This is a genomic window from Bacteroidales bacterium (assembly GCA_016709865.1).
Lineage (GTDB): Bacteria > Bacteroidota > Bacteroidia > Bacteroidales > VadinHA17 > LD21.
In genome coordinates, this window is the sequence record JADJLX010000005.1 from 1,183,989 (window position 1) to 1,203,087 (window position 19,099).

Here is a 19,099-nt window from a genome sequence, read left to right on the forward strand (position 1 = left end):
AGACGCGATGCATCGCGTCTTGTAAACCATATAATAAATGATGGAGACACGATGCATCGCGTCTCTACATAAAATTAAAATTTTTATGAAAGGAATTATTCTTGCAGGAGGCTCGGGAACGCGACTTCATCCGATTACGAGCGCTATTTCAAAACAGATGCTGCCGGTATATGATAAGCCAATGATATATTATCCATTATCTGTGCTTATGCTTGCCGGGATCAGGGAAATACTTATTATCTCAACTCCCCGCGATCTTCCGGGATTCAGGAGTTTATTGGGTGACGGAAAATCTCTGGGTCTGAATTTCAGTTACAAAGAACAACCTTCACCGGATGGACTGGCACAGGCATTTATCCTTGGTGAAGAATTTATCGGGAACGACACAGTATGTATGATACTTGGGGATAATATTTTTTATGGTCATGGCTTTGGCGATGCACTCCTGAAAACAGCAGAACTGAAAAAAGGTGCTTGTGTATTTGGATACTATGTAACAGATCCTGAGAGATATGGAGTTGTTGAGTTTGATAATACAAGAAAGGTTATAAGCATTGAAGAAAAACCATTGAAACCAAAGTCAAACTATGCTGTTACCGGACTGTATTTTTATGATAATACTGTTGTAAAAAAGGCAAAAGCGCTCAAACCATCACCACGCGGAGAACTCGAAATAACAGATTTGAACAGGGTTTTCCTGGAAGAAGGTACACTTGAAATAAAACTGATGGGCAGAGGAATGGCATGGCTCGATACCGGTACTTATGAAAGTTTATTACAAGCTGCTAATTTTATTGCCACACTCGAACAGAGACAAGGTCTGAAAGCATCATGCATTGAAGAAATTGCTTACAAAAGAGGATTTATCAATAAGAATCAGCTGCTTGAAATTGCTGAACCTATCAAAAAAAGTCAATATGGTCAATATCTCATAAGGATAGCAAATGAGGATATAAATGTATTTGAAGGGCTTAAATAATACTGGCGATATGAAGATTATAGAAACAGGATTTAATGGCCTGGTAATACTAAAACCAACAATTTATAAAGATAGCAGAGGATATTTTTTTGAAAGTTTTAATCAGGTAGTCCTTAAAAATGCAGGAATTGAATTCAATCCGGTTCAGGACAATGAATCAAAATCTTCAAAAGGAGTCATACGAGGTTTACACTATCAGTTAATGCCTTCTGCACAAACTAAACTGATCAGAGTCGTCGAGGGTAAAATATTTGATGTAGCTCTTGATATTCGTAAAGAGTCTCTCACTTTCGGAAAATGGTTTGGTATTGAACTTGATTCCGAAACAAAAGATCAGTTCCTGATTCCAAAAGGTTTTGCTCATGGATTTTCCGTATTAAGCGATGTAGCTGTTATACAATACAAATGTGACAATGTCTACAATCCGCAGCTAGAAAGAGGAATATCCCTTAATGATCCGGAACTTGATATTAACTGGAAACTAGGTTCAGCCACTCCTGTAATTAGTGATAAAGACCTTAAACATCCATCTTTCAGGGATGCTGAATATAATTTTTAAAATTAAGTTAGAATGGCAGTAATATTGGTTGCTGGTGCAAATGGTCAACTTGGTAATGAACTTAAAGTTGTATCAAAAAGCTATTACGGGTATGATTTTATTTTTACCGATATTGACACTTTGGATTTATCAAGTGCCTCTAAGACATATGAGTTTATAAAAGACTCAAAACCAGACTGGATAATAAATTGTGCTGCGTACAACCTGGTTGACAAAGCTGAAAGTGAGCCTGATGCTGCTGTCATTGTAAATAGCACATCTGTTAAGAATATTACAGATTCTATAAAGGAAACTGAATGCCGTTTCATTCATATTTCAACTGACTATGTCTACGATGGATTATCTAATGTTCCTTATAATGAAGAATCAGTTCCAAATCCTTTATCAGCCTATGGTAAATCAAAACTTGCAGGTGAAAAATATGCACTGCTGCACCCCGGCTCAATGGTTATAAGAACTTCATGGCTATATTCATCATTTGGCAATAATTTTGTTAAAACAATTCTCCGCCATGGGAGAGAAAAGGAATCGCTCAGAGTTGTTTTTGATCAGACTGGCACTCCTACTTATGCAGCCGACCTCGCTACTGCTATTATGAATATAGTGTCAGGAGTAATAAGAAATCAGTTTGCCCTGAAAGCGGGTATCTATAACTACTCCAATGAAGGAGTATGCTCATGGTATGACTTTGCTGTTGAGATAATTAAAGAAGCCGGTTTAAACTGCAATATCCAGCCAATACTTACAAAAGATTACGTGCTTCCGGCACCAAGGCCTGTTTTCTCCGTTATGGATAAAAGCAAAATTAAAGAAAACTACGGACTCACTATACCTTACTGGAGAGATAGTCTGACCAGATGCATGAAACTACTGAAAGAATAAACATAATAATCTTTTACATTATGCAATCAACCGATCAAATAAGGGAAAAAGCCGGAACCTGGCTAAGCGAAGAATTCAATCAGGAGACCCGTAATGAGGTTCGTAACATGCTTGATAACGATGAAAAGAGATTAATTGACGCCTTTTATCAGGATCTGGAATTCGGAACCGGTGGACTAAGAGGTATAATGGGTGCCGGAACCAACAGGATGAATATCTACACCCTGGGGATGGCTACACAGGGATTAGCCAATTATATTATTAAACAAAAAGGGAATTCAGGAATAAAAGTTGCCATAGCTCACGATTGCCGCAATAACAGCCGATACTTCGCTGAAACCACAGCAAATATCTTTTCAGCAAATGGTTTTGAGGTATTTCTTTTCAGTTCCCTACGACCTACACCAGAACTTTCCTATGCGATCAGGAAATACAAATGCCATAGCGGTGTTGTTATAACTGCATCACATAATCCTCCGGAATATAATGGTTATAAAGCTTATTGGGACGATGGAGGACAGGTTGTGGCTCCACACGATGAGGGCATTATAGATGAAGTCAGAAAGATTACTTCTATTAGCCAGATTAAGTTCGACGGAAAGAAAGAGAAAATCAAAATACTCGGAAAAGAGACCGACGACCTATTCCTGGCTGAAGTGCAGAAGATGAGCCTCAATCCTGACATTATAAAGAAATTCAGTAATATCGGAATTGTCTATACCCCGATTCACGGAACCGGAATAACGCTTGTTCCCCAGGCACTGAAGAACTTTGGTTTTACTAATATTATCAGTGTACCTGAACAGGACATTGTTGATGGTAATTTTCCAACAGTAAAATCTCCCAATCCAGAAGAACCTGATGCTTTAAAACTTGCAATTAAAAAGGCAGTGGAAACAGGTGCTGAACTTGTAATGGCCACAGACCCTGATGCTGACAGACTTGGACTGGCAGTAAAAAATAAGAACGGAGAATTTATTCTCCTTAACGGGAACCAGACTTGTGTTCTTCTTGTCTGGTATATTCTGTCTCAATATAAAGAAAGAAACAAATACAAGGGTAACGAATACATTATCAAAACAATAGTAACCTCCAACCTTCTGGAAAAAATTGCTGAAGGTTATAAAGTAGAATTCTATAATGTGTTAACCGGATTTAAATTTTTCGCTGAACTCATACGGAAGAATGAAGGAAAAAAACTTTACATAGGAGGAGGGGAAGAAAGCTATGGCTTCCTTCCTGGCGAATATGTAAGGGATAAGGATGCCGTTGCTTCATGTGCCCTCGCTGCTGAAGCTGCAGCCTGGTCAAAGAGCAGGGGTTTGTCACTTTATGAACTGCTGATTGATATCTATGTTAAATATGGTTTATACAAGGAGAAACTAATTAACATTGTCAGAAAAGGGAAAGAGGGTGCAGATGAGATTAAGGCAATGATGACAGGCTACAGGAATAATCCTCCTAAAGCGATCAATAACAGCAGAGTATTAATGATCAACGATTATGAAATGCAGATCTCTCATGATTTCATTAAAGGGACAAAGTCACATATTGATCTTGTTAAATCTGATGTTCTTCAGTTCTTCCTCGAAGACGGATCCAAAATATCAGTAAGACCATCCGGCACTGAACCAAAAATCAAATTCTATTTTAGTGTAAATACTACACTTAAATCAGCAGATAAATTCGAAGAAACAGAAAAATTCCTCGATGAAAGAATTGATGGCATTATAAAAGATATGGGATTAATTTAATGTATCGTAGGGACGCAAAATTTTGCGTCCCTACAACATATTTTTTCCCCAATTGGTTGGGTTTGTTATGATGTAATTCCTGATGCGTTCTAATTCTGAATTGTTTCTTATGATGTGATCGTGATACCTGGATTGCCAGTAAAATTTCATTTTATTTATTCTGGCAAATTTTGTTATTCCAATTTTAAAACCTCGAACTATTGATGCCAGATTTTGCGATTGTGGTCCAAATTTATTTTGTTGTTGTTGTTGTTGTAGGGAAGCAAAATTTTGCGTCCCTACTGAAACAACATTAATATTTTGTTTATTTATAAATAAAATCCCGTGAACATGATCTGGCATAACAATAAATTCATCCAATCTAACAAAAGGGAAATGCATTGGAATGTCTAACCAGCATTTGTGAACATATTGACCAATTTCAGAAAATTCTATTCTATCCGGGTTCAAAATTTCACCAAAATAATGTTTTTTGTCTTTGGTGCAAATAGTAATAAAATATGCACCATCTGCAGAATAATCCCATGTGGATAAACGAGCCGATTCGTTACGGTATTTATTTTGATATTTTCCCATTCGGATAGTACACTCCAAATAGTTAATTAGGGGTAATTTCTACTCGCCGATTATCTTAACCAACACTCTTTTTTTACGTTTTCCATCAAATTCACCATAGAAAATCTGCTCCCATGGTCCAAAATCGAGATGCCCGTTTGTAACAGCAACAACAACTTCCCTTCCCATAAGAGTGCGTTTGATGTGTGCGTCAGCATTATCCTCAAATCCATTATGCTGATACTGCGAATATGGTTTTTCAGGTGCCAGCTTCTCAAGCCAAACTTCAAAATCGTGGTGGAGGCCTGATTCATCATCATTTATGAATACACTGGCACTTATATGCATCGCATTGACAAGCACTAAGCCTTCCTTAATATCACTCTCGGTGAGACATCTTTCAACCTGACCGGTAATATTTATAAAAGCTCTTCGTGTTGAGGTTTCGAACCACAACTCCTTTCTGAACGATTTCATATCTGAAGGTATAATTAGTTATCCTGAAAATCTGCTTTCTTTCTTCTGATCATATTTATAAGGTTGTGAACTAATAGTGTCACGCACACCCCACTTATGAAACCGATTATTAAGGTCAATATAATCAGCATTGTAGCCGGAACTGAATAAAAAAGCAGCACTGTTATTATCAGGCATATCAGTACAGCCAGAAACGACATAATGATTATCAGATTTTTGTTTTTCATCTTTTAATGGTTATCAGGTAAAATTACGACAGGCGAAGAATAATGCCAAAATTATTTCACTTAAACCATTCATCTGAGAAATTAACCAGATATACCTTATCGGTGGAACGTGTAAGGGCAGTATAAAACCAACGGAGATAATCAATTGTAATCTCATTCCTGTTAAACATACCCTGATCAATGAAAACCCTTTCCCATTGCCCTCCCTGTGCTTTATGGCAGGTTACAGCATATGCAAACTTGATCTGAAGAGCATTGAAATAAGGATCTTTCTTTACTGCATCATATTGCTTGCTTCTTGACTTAATATGCAAATAATCAGAAAGAACATTTTGAAAGAGTTCCTTGTTTTTTTCCGAAGGGAGGGCAGGTGTATCAAGATGCAGAACATCCAGCATCACTTTCGATTCAATCTCGAGATCATAGTCTGAAAATTTCAGAACCATATCAGCAAAATGAAAACCATATCTCTCCTCATACTTCCTTATCTTCCTCACTTCAGCAATATCACCGTTGGCAATAAATCCCGCTCCCTCCTCATCTTCTTCAAGAAGAAAATAATTATTCTTTACCACCATAACCATATCACCAGAGCTTATCTCCTCTTCCCTGAAAAAAATGCGGTTGCGAATACCCTGATTATAACGGTTTGCCTGCTTATTAGAGTTAACAACTATTATTGTCTCTTCCAGACCGCATGTGCCATAGGCTGTTGAGATCTCATCTATAAGTTCTTCACCTGATATTCTGATTGTGTCCTTGTAATTAATACAATCGAGAGTTGGATGTACCAGATCACTTTCTGCAACCTGAAGCCGCACCCTTGTGGCATTCATCAGTACACCGGATGTCTCACTCTGTCTTACAACCTGCTTAAGTTCACATGACAACAGGCCAAAACCATAGCTGCCAAGAGCAGACTGATCGAGTGCCGGACTTACTACAGAACCTACCGGTGGAAGCTGTGCTGTATCTCCAACAAGGATAAGTTTACAGTCTGTGCCGGAATAAACATATTCAATAAGATCATCGAGTACTCTGCCACTGCCGAATAAAGATGAATCTCCTGAACTGTTCGAGACCATCGATGCTTCATCAACAATAAAGAAAGTGTCCTTATGAAGGTTCCTGTCAAGAGAAAAAGTACCTAACCCATCTTTCGATGATTTCTGTCTGTAGATCTTTTTGTGGATTGTGAAAGCCTGTTTTCCGGAGTATGATGAGAGGACCTTTGCAGCCCTGCCTGTCGGGGCCAGTAATACCGACCGCATTCTTAATATATCCAGAGTTTTAACTACTGAACTTATAACACTTGTTTTGCCGGTTCCGGCATAACCAGTCATAAGAAAAATAACATCATTGTTATTATCACAAATATATCCGGCAATTTTTTTTAATGCTGCAGACTGGTCATCTGTAGGAATATTGCCCAGATTTTTACAAAGGCTGGTATATATTATCGTATCACGCATCTTTTCAGTCACAAACCAAACAGAGTTCACGCAAAGTACGCAAAGGTTTAAAATATACCAATAAGATTCTTCGTGATGTTTCTGAAACTTTGCGACCTTTACAGTTACCTTTTTTAATTATATTTGTATTAAGAATCTGGTTTATGCCCTTCCTCGAACTCTTTGATGAGACACTTGATATAAACTCGACTGAAAACTACGAGCTTGCTCTTCAGATTAGTCCTGATGACTTGTCTTTCTGCCTGCTCGATACTATCAGAAATAAGTTTGTTCTTATCAGGTCTCATAAACCTGAGGATAATAAGTACTTTAATGCGGATGCATTAAAGGATCTTATAAATAATGATGATTTTCTCACAAAAAAATTTAAAAAAGTAAGCATTGTACTTCCTTCAGCAAAATTCACAATTGTCCCGGCACCACTTTTTGATCCCGGTAAAAAGGAGGAGTATTTCACTTTTAATCATCAGAAAGGCGGGGACGATTTAATTTTTGTCAACAAACTCACTGATCCTGATGCGTTTATTGTTTTTGCTGTAAACAGACAGTTGTACGAAATGGTAAATACATATTACAGGGGTATTAATCCGGTTCATCATCTCAAGCCGCTCTTCAATCAGGTTTCCCACATAAGAAAAAATGAACATGATAATTATATACATGTACATATTGAACGTGATTATTTCAATCTGATAATATATAACAATCATACTTTAAAATATTGCAACACATATAATTACAGAAATATCTCCGACATTCTTTATTATGTGCTTAATGTTTTCAAAAAACTGGATATCAGGCAGGAGGAAACAATTTTCTTTAGCGGAAATACAGAGAAATATGACGATATTTCTTCAAATTTTTCGATGTATATAAGAAATATAAAATTTGCCGAACCTGTTGGCAATTTTACTTTCAGTTATGTATTTAACGATACTGATCTCCATAAGTTTCTTAATCTGTTTACAATAGTCAATTGCGAATAATAGGCGGAACACACAGAGGCAGGAGGATTGAACCTCCTTCAAATTTCAAAGCGAGGCCTACAACTGACTTTGCTCGGGAGGGACTTTTTAATATCCTTAACAACCGTATTGACTTTGAATCATCATATGTACTTGATCTTTTTTCGGGTACGGGAAGTATAAGCTATGAATTTGCATCGAGAGGGGCTGCCCAGGTACACCTGATCGATAAAGATCCGAAACATATTGCCGGAATAAAACGTATAATAAAAGATATCGGCTTTGAAAACATAAGGACAATACATATAGATGTTAAGGCATATCTTAAAACCTGCTCAATAAAATATGACGTCGTCTTTGCGGATCCGCCTTATGATCTGTCGTGGTTAAAGGAACTCCCTGATCTTGTTACCAAATCGGGTGTTATAAAAGAAGATGGCTTTTTTATTCTGGAGCATCCGAGAGCTCTGAGTTTCAGTAACCATGAATTTTTTTTTGAGCACAGGAATTACGGAGGAGTTAATTTTAGTTTTTTCAAACCATTAAAGTCCTCATAATCTTTTCATTACAATAACTTACAACAATACTAATACAGAATAAAAACTTTAAATATTTTCATAAAATATTTTGTGGAGTTAAAAATTAGCTTAATTTTGCAACTCGTTTTACAATTGGTGCGGTAGTTCAGTTGGTTAGAATAACGGCCTGTCACGCCGTGGGTCGCGGGTTCGAGTCCCGTCCGCACCGCAAACGAAAACAAAAAGCCTCGCATTTGCGGGGCTTTAGTATTTTATATAAGCAGCCTCAACAGCTATCTCGTAAACTGCCATCCTGTACTATAAACTGTCCCCAGTGCATTTACTGCCTTAATCCTGTAGTAGTAGGTTGTACCGGGTATCAGTCCTGTAATCCTTGCATCAACATTCGTAACAAGATATCCTAATAGAGGGCTTTGAGTTGCCGGGATTGAATTTTCATAATTTGTGGTTGTCCCGTACTCGAAGGTAACAACAGTACTTAATGAGTTTGGATTAACCTTGCCGTTTAATGTTGCCCCTGAACTATTTATATTCGTAACCCACTGATTCCATGCTACAGGTAAAGCTGGTTTCAACGCCATATACGCAAGGAGATATTTTTCAAATTCCGGAATGGCTGCTTCAACACCCAGTTCCTGGTAGCGATTCACAAGGTTTTTTCGAATATTTAGAGGGTTAATCTCCAGCATCTGGTTTCTCAGATTTGTTTTAATATTCTCGTCATTTAAAACACCATCTTCCCTGATATCATTTGAAATATTTGTAAGCAATGCTGAAAGATCAGGGGGATATCTTTTTCCCTGCAGAATCATAGATATTGCAATTAAGACCGCATTATTCTGACTAGACTGAGATATATTAAGATTTTCAGAAGGATCAGAACCTTCTTCTTTTAAGCCAAACATTGCCATTATCTCAGCCTGTGCAGAATCTTTAGCCTCGGAAAACTTCTTACCCTGACTTACCAGATATTTTACCCGTTCCTTCTCAAGATGTGTAAGGATATTAATATTTACAGTCGTTTTATCTCTGATATCTGAAATTGCACTAAGATCAAGGGATGCAACAGGAATACCTCCTGCCACCTCATCATAATAGGTCCCGTTTGCAAAGAACTCAACATATTCCGAGGATAGATTTACATTATTGATCTCAAAAAAACCTGAGTTGTCACTTACCTGTGTCCTGAATACCTTTCCTGTCTGCTCCATGAAAGAATTCAGTTCATACATTTCAACAGAAGTACCCACCAAATAAGGACCTTTCTGAACATTACCGGAAATTTTTTCTTTCTTAATAACAGTATCCCTATTACATGAATTTAAAAACAAGAGTGATATAAGCATCAGTAGGATAATTCCATACAAATTTTTGATTTTCATAACTCAATCTTGAATTAAACAATAACCAATACCGTAAAGTTATAAAATTACCTGTCAACGGGATACAGGAAAACTTAAAGTTCCCAAAATAAAAAATGCCGCCGGGGCAGCATTTTTTATTCAGTGGGCTATTTACACTCTGGACAGGTAAGCGACTCTTTTACTGTGGTTCCTGCATCAAATACTTTTCCGCATTTATCACATTTGATCTGATTCTTCGCATCAGCAATCATCCTGGTGATGATAGCCGAATTAAACTCCTGAGCCTGTAAATCTCTTTTAAGTGCATAAGTGTCTCTGCGCTTGTTGGCAGCAACAAAATCTTCCTCTTTAAGAACCGGAATAATTATTTCATCTTTCATCCGGCAAAGATACAATAAAAACCGGCATTTTTCTAAATTACTTAATTACTTGTATATCAACATATTATATTATCCGGATATTAACTCTGAAGTTTATGGCCGCATTTGAAACACTAAACCATAATCATCTACCGTCCAGAATACATATTTCATTTCCACTTCTACAGAGTGGGTTCCCACCCCTTTTCGTATTCTCTTGTCCAGAATTTCATAGCTTCAGAATCGGCAATGATATGACCGTTTGCAGGATCAATGTTTATAGTATGCCCAACCCGCTGTGCTATGTTTCCAAGCTGCATCCACAGCGTACTTTTGTGGCCGTTTAGTGCGTCAGCAAATGGTTTTCTGTTATTTCTTATATTCTCAAGAAAATCAACAACATGTAAAGCATCGAGGGCTTCACCCGGACTGGTAGTATTGAGTCCTTCTGTAGTGACAACTTCTGATTTTACCTCTTTGACAAGTTTGTTTTTGTTGTCGTAGATCATATAACTGTTATCGCCTGTATGAAGTGATCCGTTTTCGCCATGAAAAATCACACCCCTTCCACGATTATCGACGTTGCTTCCATTACAGCTTCTTCCCTCCCATAATACTGTAATTCCGGGAGCTTCATAAGTTATAACCTGTGTATCAGGAGTCTCCCAGTCATCTTTAAAATGGTATCTTCCACCTACAGAATTTACTTTTGTGGGATAATCGAGTCCAAGTCCCCACCTGATAACATCGATATCATGGGTTCCATTGTTCAGGGCTTCTCCCGTACCCCAGTTCCAGAACCAGTGCCAGTTATAATGAATAACATTATCCTTATAAGGACGGCGTGGAGCAGGTCCCTGCCAGAGATCATAATCAAGATTGGCAGGTACAGGAACAACCTTACCAACACCAATTGGCCCCCTGGTATTTGCATACCATGCTTTTGCCATATAAACTTTACCGATTACGCCACCATTAAGTTCTGCCAGACCCTGAGTAAGAACCGGCCAGGAACGACGCTGTGTTCCTATCTGAACTATCTTTTTATATTTTCCGGCAGCCTCTACAAGCAGTTCTCCTTCCCGTGGATTATGACTAAGTGGTTTCTCAACGTAAACATGCTTACCTGCTTTAAGACTCAATATGGCCGCCGGCGCATGCCAGTGGTCAGGAGCCGCTATATAAACAGCATCTAAAGCCTTGTCATCAAGGGCTTTTCTAAAATCCCGAACTCCCTTTGGTTCTTTTCCGGTAATATCCCTGACATACTTTACTGTCTTGGCAGTTGCGAGGTCATCAACATCACAGATATATGTAACCTCAACGCCAGTCTGTTTTGCAAATGTACCTGCCATCGCATTACCACGGCTGTTGCATCCGATAACTGCAACACGGATAACCTCACCTGACCCCGGAATGCTCTTATAACTAAGGGCCCCTGAAGAAAACAGATTGCCGCCAACTGATAACCCTACTGTACCAGCAGCCGCTTTTCTTATAAATTCACGCCTTGAATTAGTCATATCTCTAATATTTATTATTTTTCTCTTTAAACTGTGCTCTGTATGCTGAGCGAAGCCGAAGCATGCCTTGTGCTATTCGCTCTACGCTCTACGCTCATGCTACTTACAGGCCATCACACCCTTAAAATATCCGATCGATTCTGCTATTCCTGCCAGCGGGTCATTCATATCCTTCTCAAATTCCAGGCTGCAGCTGCCTGAATATTTTATTTTTCTCAGGGTAGCGATAACTTTCGGAATATCAATAATACCTCTTCCGATTTCAACTGTTTTACCCTCTTTCGCAGCTTTGTCAACATCCTTGATATGAACATCATAAATTCTGGCTTTATACTTCAAAATGTCAACTGAAGGATCCTGTCCGTCGCGTGTTGTGTGCCCGATGTCAATACAAATACCGATGCGGGAATCAAGATCTTTAATATGATCCCAGATGTCGGTTGCATTTGGGAAAAGAGGATTATCAGGACCATGATTATGTATAGCAAGTTTAAAGTCGTAACTTTTAATCTTCTCCTCAACATAGGGAAGAAGTTCGTAATTCGGAGCACCAACTATCATTTTAACACCAGCCATTTTTGCATACTCAAAAGCCTGATCGACAGACTCCTTTGTTTTCATGTAGATAACTCCCACAGTATAAACATTTATCCCGGCACTCCTGAACTTGTCCAGAATAGATGAAATCTGTTCCTGAGTACTGTTCATTGGCATGTGGAAATCTTTAAGCGACAGGTTTGTAACACCCACCCTTTTCATAATCTCTATTGTTTTTTCCACATCGAATCTGAGGAAGGTATATCCTGCCATTCCGACAGTAAAGGTATTTTTTGTCTTGTCGGTCGATACCGGCAATGCAGGATAAGCATATAATGTTGATGCTCCGGCGGCAAGCACTCCTGTTCCGGCTAACTTCAAGAATTGACGACGTGATTTCATATTTCTGTGTTTTAGGTTTTTCAACACAATTAAAATAATACTATTTTTCTTTTCTTATAATCATATTGTTATCGATAAGCCGGCTGTTATAGGTCTGAATTATTGATTTCAGTTTTTCTTCCATTTTCATCTGCAAATCAGGTTCTCCACCCAAAACATTTTTCTCCAGGAAAAGGTCGGTCTTGTAATTAAACAATCCAATTGACTTATTATCAATCATTTCAAGTATATGGTCAGCCATATAAAGATGATATGTACTTCCATTTGTGTTAAAGGCAAAAGATTCTCCTGAATTATCGAGGAGATTATTCCCGAATGCTATATAATCTTCATCATAATTAAGATAGTGAAGAACTGTTGGCATAATATCTATCTGCTGGGCAATCCTGTTTTGAATTCCCTTCAGGTCGCTGGCAGGCTTATAAAAAATAATCGGAATGCAATATGCCCCGAAATTATTCTGAAACTCCTTATGTATAGATTCATTGGTATGATCAGCAGTAATGACAAAGAGGGTATTTTTAAACCATGGCATTTCAGATAACTCAGAGAACATTTCTCTCAGAGCAAAATCAGTATAACCTACAACTTCCACAATAGGGGCCGGACCTTTTTTAAATTTTCCTTCATATTTTTCAGGGACTTTAAACGGATGGTGTGAGGAAACAGAAAAAATAGATGCAAGGAACGGTTGTCTGAAGCTGTTAAGTTTCGAAGCAAAAAAATGGAAGAATGGTTCATCCCATACTCCCCACATGCCATCAAAATCTGATTTATCAGGATACTGATCAAGACCAAAATAGTCATCGAATCCTGCCGTTTTGGCAAATGAATCGAAACCCATAGACCCATTTGGCGCACCATGAAAGAAGGCTGTGTAATATCCCTTCCTTTTAAGCAGCTCAGGCAATCCGTTTATCTGATTATTTGCATAATGTGATATTGTATAAGGAGTCTCAAGTGATGGAACAGAAGCCAGTATTGATGGCATGGCGTCAATTGATTTCTTGCCGTTTGCCACCGACACATCAAAGGTAAGGCTCACACTAATCAGAGAATCAATAAACGGGGTATAACCTTCATATTTGCCGTCCTCAAGCCCGGGATTTAAAGCCCCAATATATTCCCTTGCGAAGCTTTCAAGAATGATAACCACAACATTTTCACCGGAAAAAGGCTTTGTAACTGAAGGAACAACATGTGGATTATAAAGACTAAGAAGTTTCTCATTATCAAAGAACTCATACCTTTCCAATGGCTTCTTGCCGAATGTGCGGAATATACTGAAAGGAGTGTTAAGTACTATTGCAACGTCGCGTGGAGATTCCACATAACGTGTAGCATTACTTATGGTTATAGGTCTTGTTGAATGCTTATATCCGCCCCGTGCAGCACCAATTACAAGTGCAATAACAAGAGGAATCATAAGGACGTTCACCGAGTAATAAATGATCTTGTTTTTAGGGACAGGCTTTATTGGTTTAACTTTATTATAAAGGTATACCATAAGAAACCACAGAAAAATTGTGAAAAGAGTCGCCGGCCAGTAGTCTGTAAGAAACTTGAAAAAGAGTTTCACCATATTAGACTCATTTTCAAATGTTTTAAATACATCAGCTGTCGCTCTTTTGTCAACAAAACGGTAATATACAAAGTCCATACCGTTCATAGCTATGGCGATACCATTTGTAATGAAGAAGATATATTTTACAACTGACTGGTATAATTTATCATAACGAAAATCAAAAGGAACTATCAAAAGCAGGATAAAAAGTATATTGATATAAACTACAGCTGAAAGGTCGAAGACCACACCTCCTCTGAGAATTGTAATAAACTGACTGAAAGTTACGCCCGGGAACATTTTGTAGTTAAACAGGTAAAAACCGATCCTGCACAATGAGAAGAGCAGCATGATCAGTAAAAACCAATAGGCCAGTACCACAAAAATATTTCTGGAAGAAATCCAGGTTTTAATCTTATTATCAGACATATCTAACTACTCCCCCTCTAAAATGATTTACTGTTATTTTATTCACAACTAAAAGCCAGGTTTTGAATTGAAAAATAATTCATAAACCTGGCTTTAAAAGATTAATAATAATATTATTCTTTTGGAAGATCTTTCATCATCTCCTTGAAATCTGAATTATTGAATTCTTTCATAAAATCATTTGCTTTCTTCTTGGCTCCAAGTCCAACCAGCATGAATATAACAAACAAAGCAACCAGAATATACATCAATATTTTGGTTGTACCAGGATTTGACTTAAGTGCTTCAATTAGACCATTGTATAAAAGCCACAAGGAAAAAAGATTAATAGCAAGTCCTACGGCAACACCAAGATAAATATTCAATCCGCCTGCAAATCCGAATAGTGCACTTATTGGCATAATAACCATAACAGCTGCAGTTACCCTGACGTTAGCTTCAAAATCGGTACTCCCTTTGCAAATTGCTGAAATTACAAGCAAAATAACTCCTCCGATAAACAAACCGATAATTGCTCCGATAATAGACCAAATAAAGGCCATAATGCCTATTGCACCACCAAATAGAGAACTGGTTGATGCCCCAATATGCAGAACACTCCACAGAAAGGTGAAGAGCCCGGCTACTGCGCCATAAATCACGGCTTTAATCAATGGTTCTGCAATTCCACCGGTTGTAGCCATAGTGGAGAAGTAAGACTTAGGATTTACAAGGACTTCTTTTGAATCCTTGATAAATACGTTAAAATCAAAGGTTCCGTTGCTCATAGTTTAATTGTTTAAAAGGGTTACTAATTAACTACAGAATACTTATAATAAAGATCCAAGTTAAAAATTATTTCTTCAATCAAAAACTAAACATGATGAATTTTAGCTTTCGGATTATTCCAGGTATGTATATCCATACAATCCGGAACGGTAATTTGAGAGAAATTCCTTACCCTCCTCGAGAGTTATTATTCCGGCTTTAACTGAAGATGTAACCCACGATTCCACGGTTCGTACCATTTTCTTGGAGTTGTATTGCACATAATCAAGAACCTCAGCAACTGTCTCACCATCAATTATCTGATCAATTTTATAACCTTCACTATCGACTGATACATGCACTGCGTTGGTGTCACCGAACAGGTTATGCAAATCGCCAAGTATTTCCTGATAAGCACCTACAAGGAATACTCCGAGGTAGTATCTCTCCTTTCCCCTTAAGGAGTGAACAGGAAGGTGATGAGATGAATTACGTGTTGAAATGAAATTATCTATCTTACCATCTGAATCGCATGTCATATCCTGTATTGTAGCAGTGCGGACCGGTTCCTCATTAAGACGGTGGATGGGCATTATCGGGAAAATCTGATCAATAGCCCAGGCATCAGGTAAAGACTGGAAGAGTGAGAAATTACAGAAATATTTATCAGAGAGTATCCTGGAAATCTGCCGTAACTCCTCCGGAACATGCTTTGTGGTATTTGCCATCACATATACTTTTCTTGCAATCGACCAGAACAGCCTTTCGATCTGTGCACGGGTCTTCAGATCAATCAGTCCGAAACTAAACCTGTCGAGAGCCTCCTCCCTTATCTGCTGAGCATCATGCCAGGTTTCCAGCATCCTCGACTGATTAAAATTATCCCATAAAATAAATAACTCTTTAACAAGCTCATGATCCTGATCTGTTATCAGATCCTCAGGATCCCAGGAAGGAAGTGTGGTTGTCTCAAGTACTTCAAAAATAAGAACTGAGTGATGCGCGGTAAGTGATCTCCCCGATTCGGTTATTACATTCGGATGGGGGATATTATTTTTATTACTGGCATCGACAAACGTACTTATTGAGTCATTTACGTACTCCTGAATGGTATAGTTTACACTGCTTTCACTGTTAGAAGAACCGGTTCCGTCATAATCAACACCAAGTCCGCCACCGATATCAACAAATTCAACTTTAAAGCCAAGTTTGTATAGCTGTACATAAAACTGGGAGGCTTCCCGCAAAGCGATTTTGATACGACGGATCTTTGTAACCTGACTGCCAATGTGAAAATGGATAAGCTTAACACAATCAGTCATCTTATTCCTCTCAAGGTAATCGATAGCTTCAAGTAATTCGCTCGAAGTAAGTCCGAATTTACTGATATCTCCACCTGAATCCTCCCACTTCCCGCTTCCCACACTTGCCAGTTTTATTCTGATACCAAGGTTAGGCTTTACTTTTAAACGTTTTGAGATTGCAGTTATAAGCTTAAGCTCATTAAGTTTTTCAACAACAAGGAAGATCCTTTTACCCATCTTCTGTGCAAGCAGGGCTAACTCAATATAGTCCTCATCTTTATAACCATTGCAGATTATAAGTGACTCAGGATCAGTATTAATGGCGATAACTGCATGAAGTTCAGGCTTTGATCCTGCTTCAAGTCCGATATTGAATTTTTTACCATGACTGACAATCTCCTCAACAACAGGACGCATCTGATTCACCTTAATCGGATAGATAATAAAGTTCTGGGCTTTGTATCCGTACTCCTCAGATGCCGACTTGAAACAATTTGAAATACTAAGAATCCTGTCGTCAAGAATGTCAGGAAACCTCACAAGCACAGGCGTTGATACATCCGAAAGCATAAGTTCATCCAACAGGTCCTTCAGGTCAACTGCCACACCATTCTTTTGAGGTGTTACAGTAACATTACCTTTCTGGTTAATTGAAAAGTAATCTACCCCCCAACCATTGATGTTATAAAGTTCAGCTGAATCTTCAACGCGCCATTTTCTCATGATCAATAATTTTGACTTGGTTAATCAGGCCGCAAAGGTCTGAAAATTTTGGCTTTTTTACAAGGGTATTGTTTGCAAATCTGTGTTATCCAAAATTTTATAAACAGGATATGGATTATAGCCTGAACCCCATTGCGGAGCAAGGTACTTGTCGAGGTAGTTCCAGACCACCAGTCCGTCATTCGACTGGGGTTCCAGAAGATATGAGGCAACATTCGCGAGAGGCTGCGCTGTTCTCACAACAATACTGCCGGCTGGAAATTCTATTTCTTCAATACCGGGGTTTCCTTTTATTGTATTTGTGTAATGTCCCTGATTAAGACGCGGAGAGCCCCTCAGTTCGGTTATCTCAAATCGCTCTGCCCTGATTTTCATACCAGATTTCAGCTTTTCCAGCTTAATTCCATGAACCTTAAGTAATTCAATCACTTGCGGATCCATAACAGTTATTATATAGGCAAACGGGAACTTAACACTTCTTGTAGGCTGAAAATCAATAAAATACGGGACAGTTACATCCTTCTGCCTGTCACTCTTCTTATAGCTTCTTCTGCCATTGGCATCAGTAACAAGATCAGCTTCATAAGTCCTTATTGTTACTTTCGAGGATGCCGGCCTTACTTTATATTCTACTGCGAAAGAATCGACTGCTGACGGATTCATTCCACGGGCAATTGTCCTGCTATCCGCATCCCTGAGCATACTTTTGATCTCCGAATTATTAGCCGATGTATAATCAATTAGTGACTTTATAAGGTAATAGCATCCAATTACTCTCGACTTATAATCGGCATATACATAGTTTTCATTAAGGATCCCGAGCCTGTTACGTATTCCAAAATAGTTACTCATATACCTCGGTTCCGAAGCATCAAGAATCCATCCTTTATCAGGATCGCCCATATCGATAAACTCGCCATAAAAACAGTTCTCAACCTTATATGTTTTATTAAGTGTTTCCGACATCACTGGCATCATCTTACTGCTCATATAATCGCGCAATGATTTGTCCCCGTTTGGATTAACCATCCAGGTAAAGGTAACAGGCTCAACATGATAAGAGCCGTTAGTTGTATGACAATCCATAAATACAGATGGGTCCCACCGGTTAAATACATTTGTGATTACACCTCTGACTTCGGCCGATTCAGCTTTCATTGCATCGCGGTTAAGATCGAGCATCTGTCCGTTATATCTAACCCCGACACCATTCAACGGTCCATTCTGGTGAGTTCTGTTATTTGGAGTGATCTTCTCATTACCATCGGGATTAAAATTCGGGCAGATCAGTATAACAACATTTTTAAATACGGAAGCGTTTTTGTCTTTCAGAATGTCCCTTGCAAACATCAGAGAAGCTTCTTTACCCTCTACTTCACCCGCATGGATATTTGCCTGGACATAAACAACAATTCTTTTATCATTTTTGAGATCAGAGGGAGATGCAGGTAAAGGGTTTGCAATAATCAGCAGTGGAATCTCCCTGCCTTCCACTGAAGTTGCAATATTCTCGACTCTTATATAAGGTGAGGACTTTTTCAACTGATCAATAAAAGTCATTACATCTGCATAGGCAGCAGTAGATTTATAATCTGAGCTTTCAGCAACTGTAAGTATATCATTTTGAGAAAATGATATACTACAGGAATATACCAAAGCAACAATCAGGAGAAGACCTTTTTTCATAATCCAGACGGAATTTATTTTGAGTCGTTAAATGTAGATATATTTTTATTTC

At 38.3% G+C, this 19,099-nt stretch carries 18 protein-coding genes and 1 tRNA gene; 7 read left to right on the forward strand and 12 right to left on the reverse strand.

Annotated features, from left to right (window positions below):
• The first annotated feature begins 85 nt into the window (after positions 1–85).
• From rfbA to IPJ16_13510, 4 genes are read left to right on the forward strand one after another with little or no spacing between them, the layout of a single operon-like run.
• On the forward strand, positions 86–979 hold the full coding sequence (gene rfbA / locus IPJ16_13495) for a glucose-1-phosphate thymidylyltransferase RfbA (protein MBK7628187.1): 894 nt from the start codon (positions 86–88) through the stop codon (positions 977–979).
• A gap of 10 nt (positions 980–989) precedes the next feature.
• Positions 990–1,538: a dTDP-4-dehydrorhamnose 3,5-epimerase gene (rfbC, locus tag IPJ16_13500; GenBank protein ID MBK7628188.1), complete on the forward strand. Its 549-nt coding sequence runs from the start codon at positions 990–992 to the stop codon at positions 1,536–1,538.
• Between the two features lie 12 nt (positions 1,539–1,550).
• Complete coding sequence (rfbD, locus tag IPJ16_13505; GenBank protein MBK7628189.1) at positions 1,551–2,420, forward strand: dTDP-4-dehydrorhamnose reductase; 870 nt, start codon at positions 1,551–1,553, stop codon at positions 2,418–2,420.
• Between the two features lie 20 nt (positions 2,421–2,440).
• Complete coding sequence (locus IPJ16_13510; GenBank protein ID MBK7628190.1) at positions 2,441–4,174, forward strand: phospho-sugar mutase; 1,734 nt, start codon at positions 2,441–2,443, stop codon at positions 4,172–4,174.
• A 30-nt stretch (positions 4,175–4,204) separates the two neighbouring features.
• Here IPJ16_13510 and IPJ16_13515 read toward each other — a convergent pair whose 3' ends face one another.
• From IPJ16_13515 to IPJ16_13530, 4 genes are read right to left on the reverse strand one after another with little or no spacing between them, the layout of a single operon-like run.
• Positions 4,205–4,750, reverse strand: coding sequence for a hypothetical protein (locus IPJ16_13515; protein MBK7628191.1), 546 nt, complete (start codon positions 4,748–4,750; stop codon positions 4,205–4,207).
• A 39-nt stretch (positions 4,751–4,789) separates the two neighbouring features.
• Positions 4,790–5,206 carry a YjbQ family protein gene (locus IPJ16_13520; GenBank protein MBK7628192.1) on the reverse strand — a complete coding sequence of 139 codons (417 nt, stop codon included), beginning with the start codon at positions 5,204–5,206 and terminating at the stop codon, positions 4,790–4,792.
• A gap of 14 nt (positions 5,207–5,220) precedes the next feature.
• Positions 5,221–5,433, reverse strand: a complete 213-nt coding sequence (locus IPJ16_13525) for a hypothetical protein (protein MBK7628193.1) — start codon at positions 5,431–5,433, stop codon at positions 5,221–5,223.
• Positions 5,434–5,489: 56 nt separating this feature from the next.
• A complete protein-coding gene (locus tag IPJ16_13530; protein MBK7628194.1) occupies positions 5,490–6,905 on the reverse strand; it encodes an AAA family ATPase in 1,416 nt (471 codons plus the stop codon).
• Positions 6,906–7,048: 143 nt separating this feature from the next.
• Here IPJ16_13530 and IPJ16_13535 point away from each other — a divergent pair, with 143 nt between their 5' ends.
• The 3 genes from IPJ16_13535 to IPJ16_13545 all read left to right on the forward strand — a co-directional run bounded on the left by IPJ16_13535 (position 7,049) and on the right by IPJ16_13545 (position 8,617).
• Entirely contained in the window at positions 7,049–7,891 is an 843-nt protein-coding gene (locus tag IPJ16_13535; GenBank protein ID MBK7628195.1) for a DUF3822 family protein, read from the forward strand.
• Positions 7,882–8,427, forward strand: a complete 546-nt coding sequence (locus tag IPJ16_13540; GenBank protein MBK7628196.1) for an RsmD family RNA methyltransferase — start codon at positions 7,882–7,884, stop codon at positions 8,425–8,427. Before IPJ16_13535 ends, IPJ16_13540 begins: the two co-directional genes overlap by 10 nt.
• A gap of 116 nt (positions 8,428–8,543) precedes the next feature.
• Positions 8,544–8,617 (forward strand) — tRNA-Asp (locus IPJ16_13545).
• 64 nt (positions 8,618–8,681) lie between these two features.
• Here the strand turns inward: IPJ16_13545 and IPJ16_13550 are convergent.
• The 8 genes from IPJ16_13550 to IPJ16_13585 form a co-directional block, all read right to left on the reverse strand.
• The gene (locus tag IPJ16_13550; protein MBK7628197.1) at positions 8,682–9,791 is read right to left on the reverse strand and encodes a fibronectin type III domain-containing protein; all 1,110 of its coding nucleotides are present in this window, start codon (positions 9,789–9,791) and stop codon (positions 8,682–8,684) included.
• A gap of 128 nt (positions 9,792–9,919) precedes the next feature.
• Positions 9,920–10,153: a hypothetical protein gene (locus tag IPJ16_13555; protein MBK7628198.1), complete on the reverse strand. Its 234-nt coding sequence runs from the start codon at positions 10,151–10,153 to the stop codon at positions 9,920–9,922.
• 161 nt (positions 10,154–10,314) lie between these two features.
• A complete protein-coding gene (locus tag IPJ16_13560) occupies positions 10,315–11,655 on the reverse strand; it encodes a Gfo/Idh/MocA family oxidoreductase (GenBank protein MBK7628199.1) in 1,341 nt (446 codons plus the stop codon).
• Positions 11,656–11,754: 99 nt separating this feature from the next.
• Complete coding sequence (locus IPJ16_13565; GenBank protein ID MBK7628200.1) at positions 11,755–12,594, reverse strand: TIM barrel protein; 840 nt, start codon at positions 12,592–12,594, stop codon at positions 11,755–11,757.
• Positions 12,595–12,634: 40 nt separating this feature from the next.
• On the reverse strand, positions 12,635–14,587 hold the full coding sequence (locus IPJ16_13570) for an LTA synthase family protein (protein ID MBK7628201.1): 1,953 nt from the start codon (positions 14,585–14,587) through the stop codon (positions 12,635–12,637).
• 113 nt (positions 14,588–14,700) lie between these two features.
• Positions 14,701–15,354, reverse strand: coding sequence for a YIP1 family protein (locus tag IPJ16_13575; protein ID MBK7628202.1), 654 nt, complete (start codon positions 15,352–15,354; stop codon positions 14,701–14,703).
• Positions 15,355–15,468: 114 nt separating this feature from the next.
• Positions 15,469–17,361: a biosynthetic arginine decarboxylase gene (speA, locus tag IPJ16_13580; protein ID MBK7628203.1), complete on the reverse strand. Its 1,893-nt coding sequence runs from the start codon at positions 17,359–17,361 to the stop codon at positions 15,469–15,471.
• A 57-nt stretch (positions 17,362–17,418) separates the two neighbouring features.
• Positions 17,419–19,047 carry a M14 family metallopeptidase gene (locus tag IPJ16_13585; protein ID MBK7628204.1) on the reverse strand — a complete coding sequence of 543 codons (1,629 nt, stop codon included), beginning with the start codon at positions 19,045–19,047 and terminating at the stop codon, positions 17,419–17,421.
• Between the last annotated feature and the right edge of the window lie 52 nt (positions 19,048–19,099).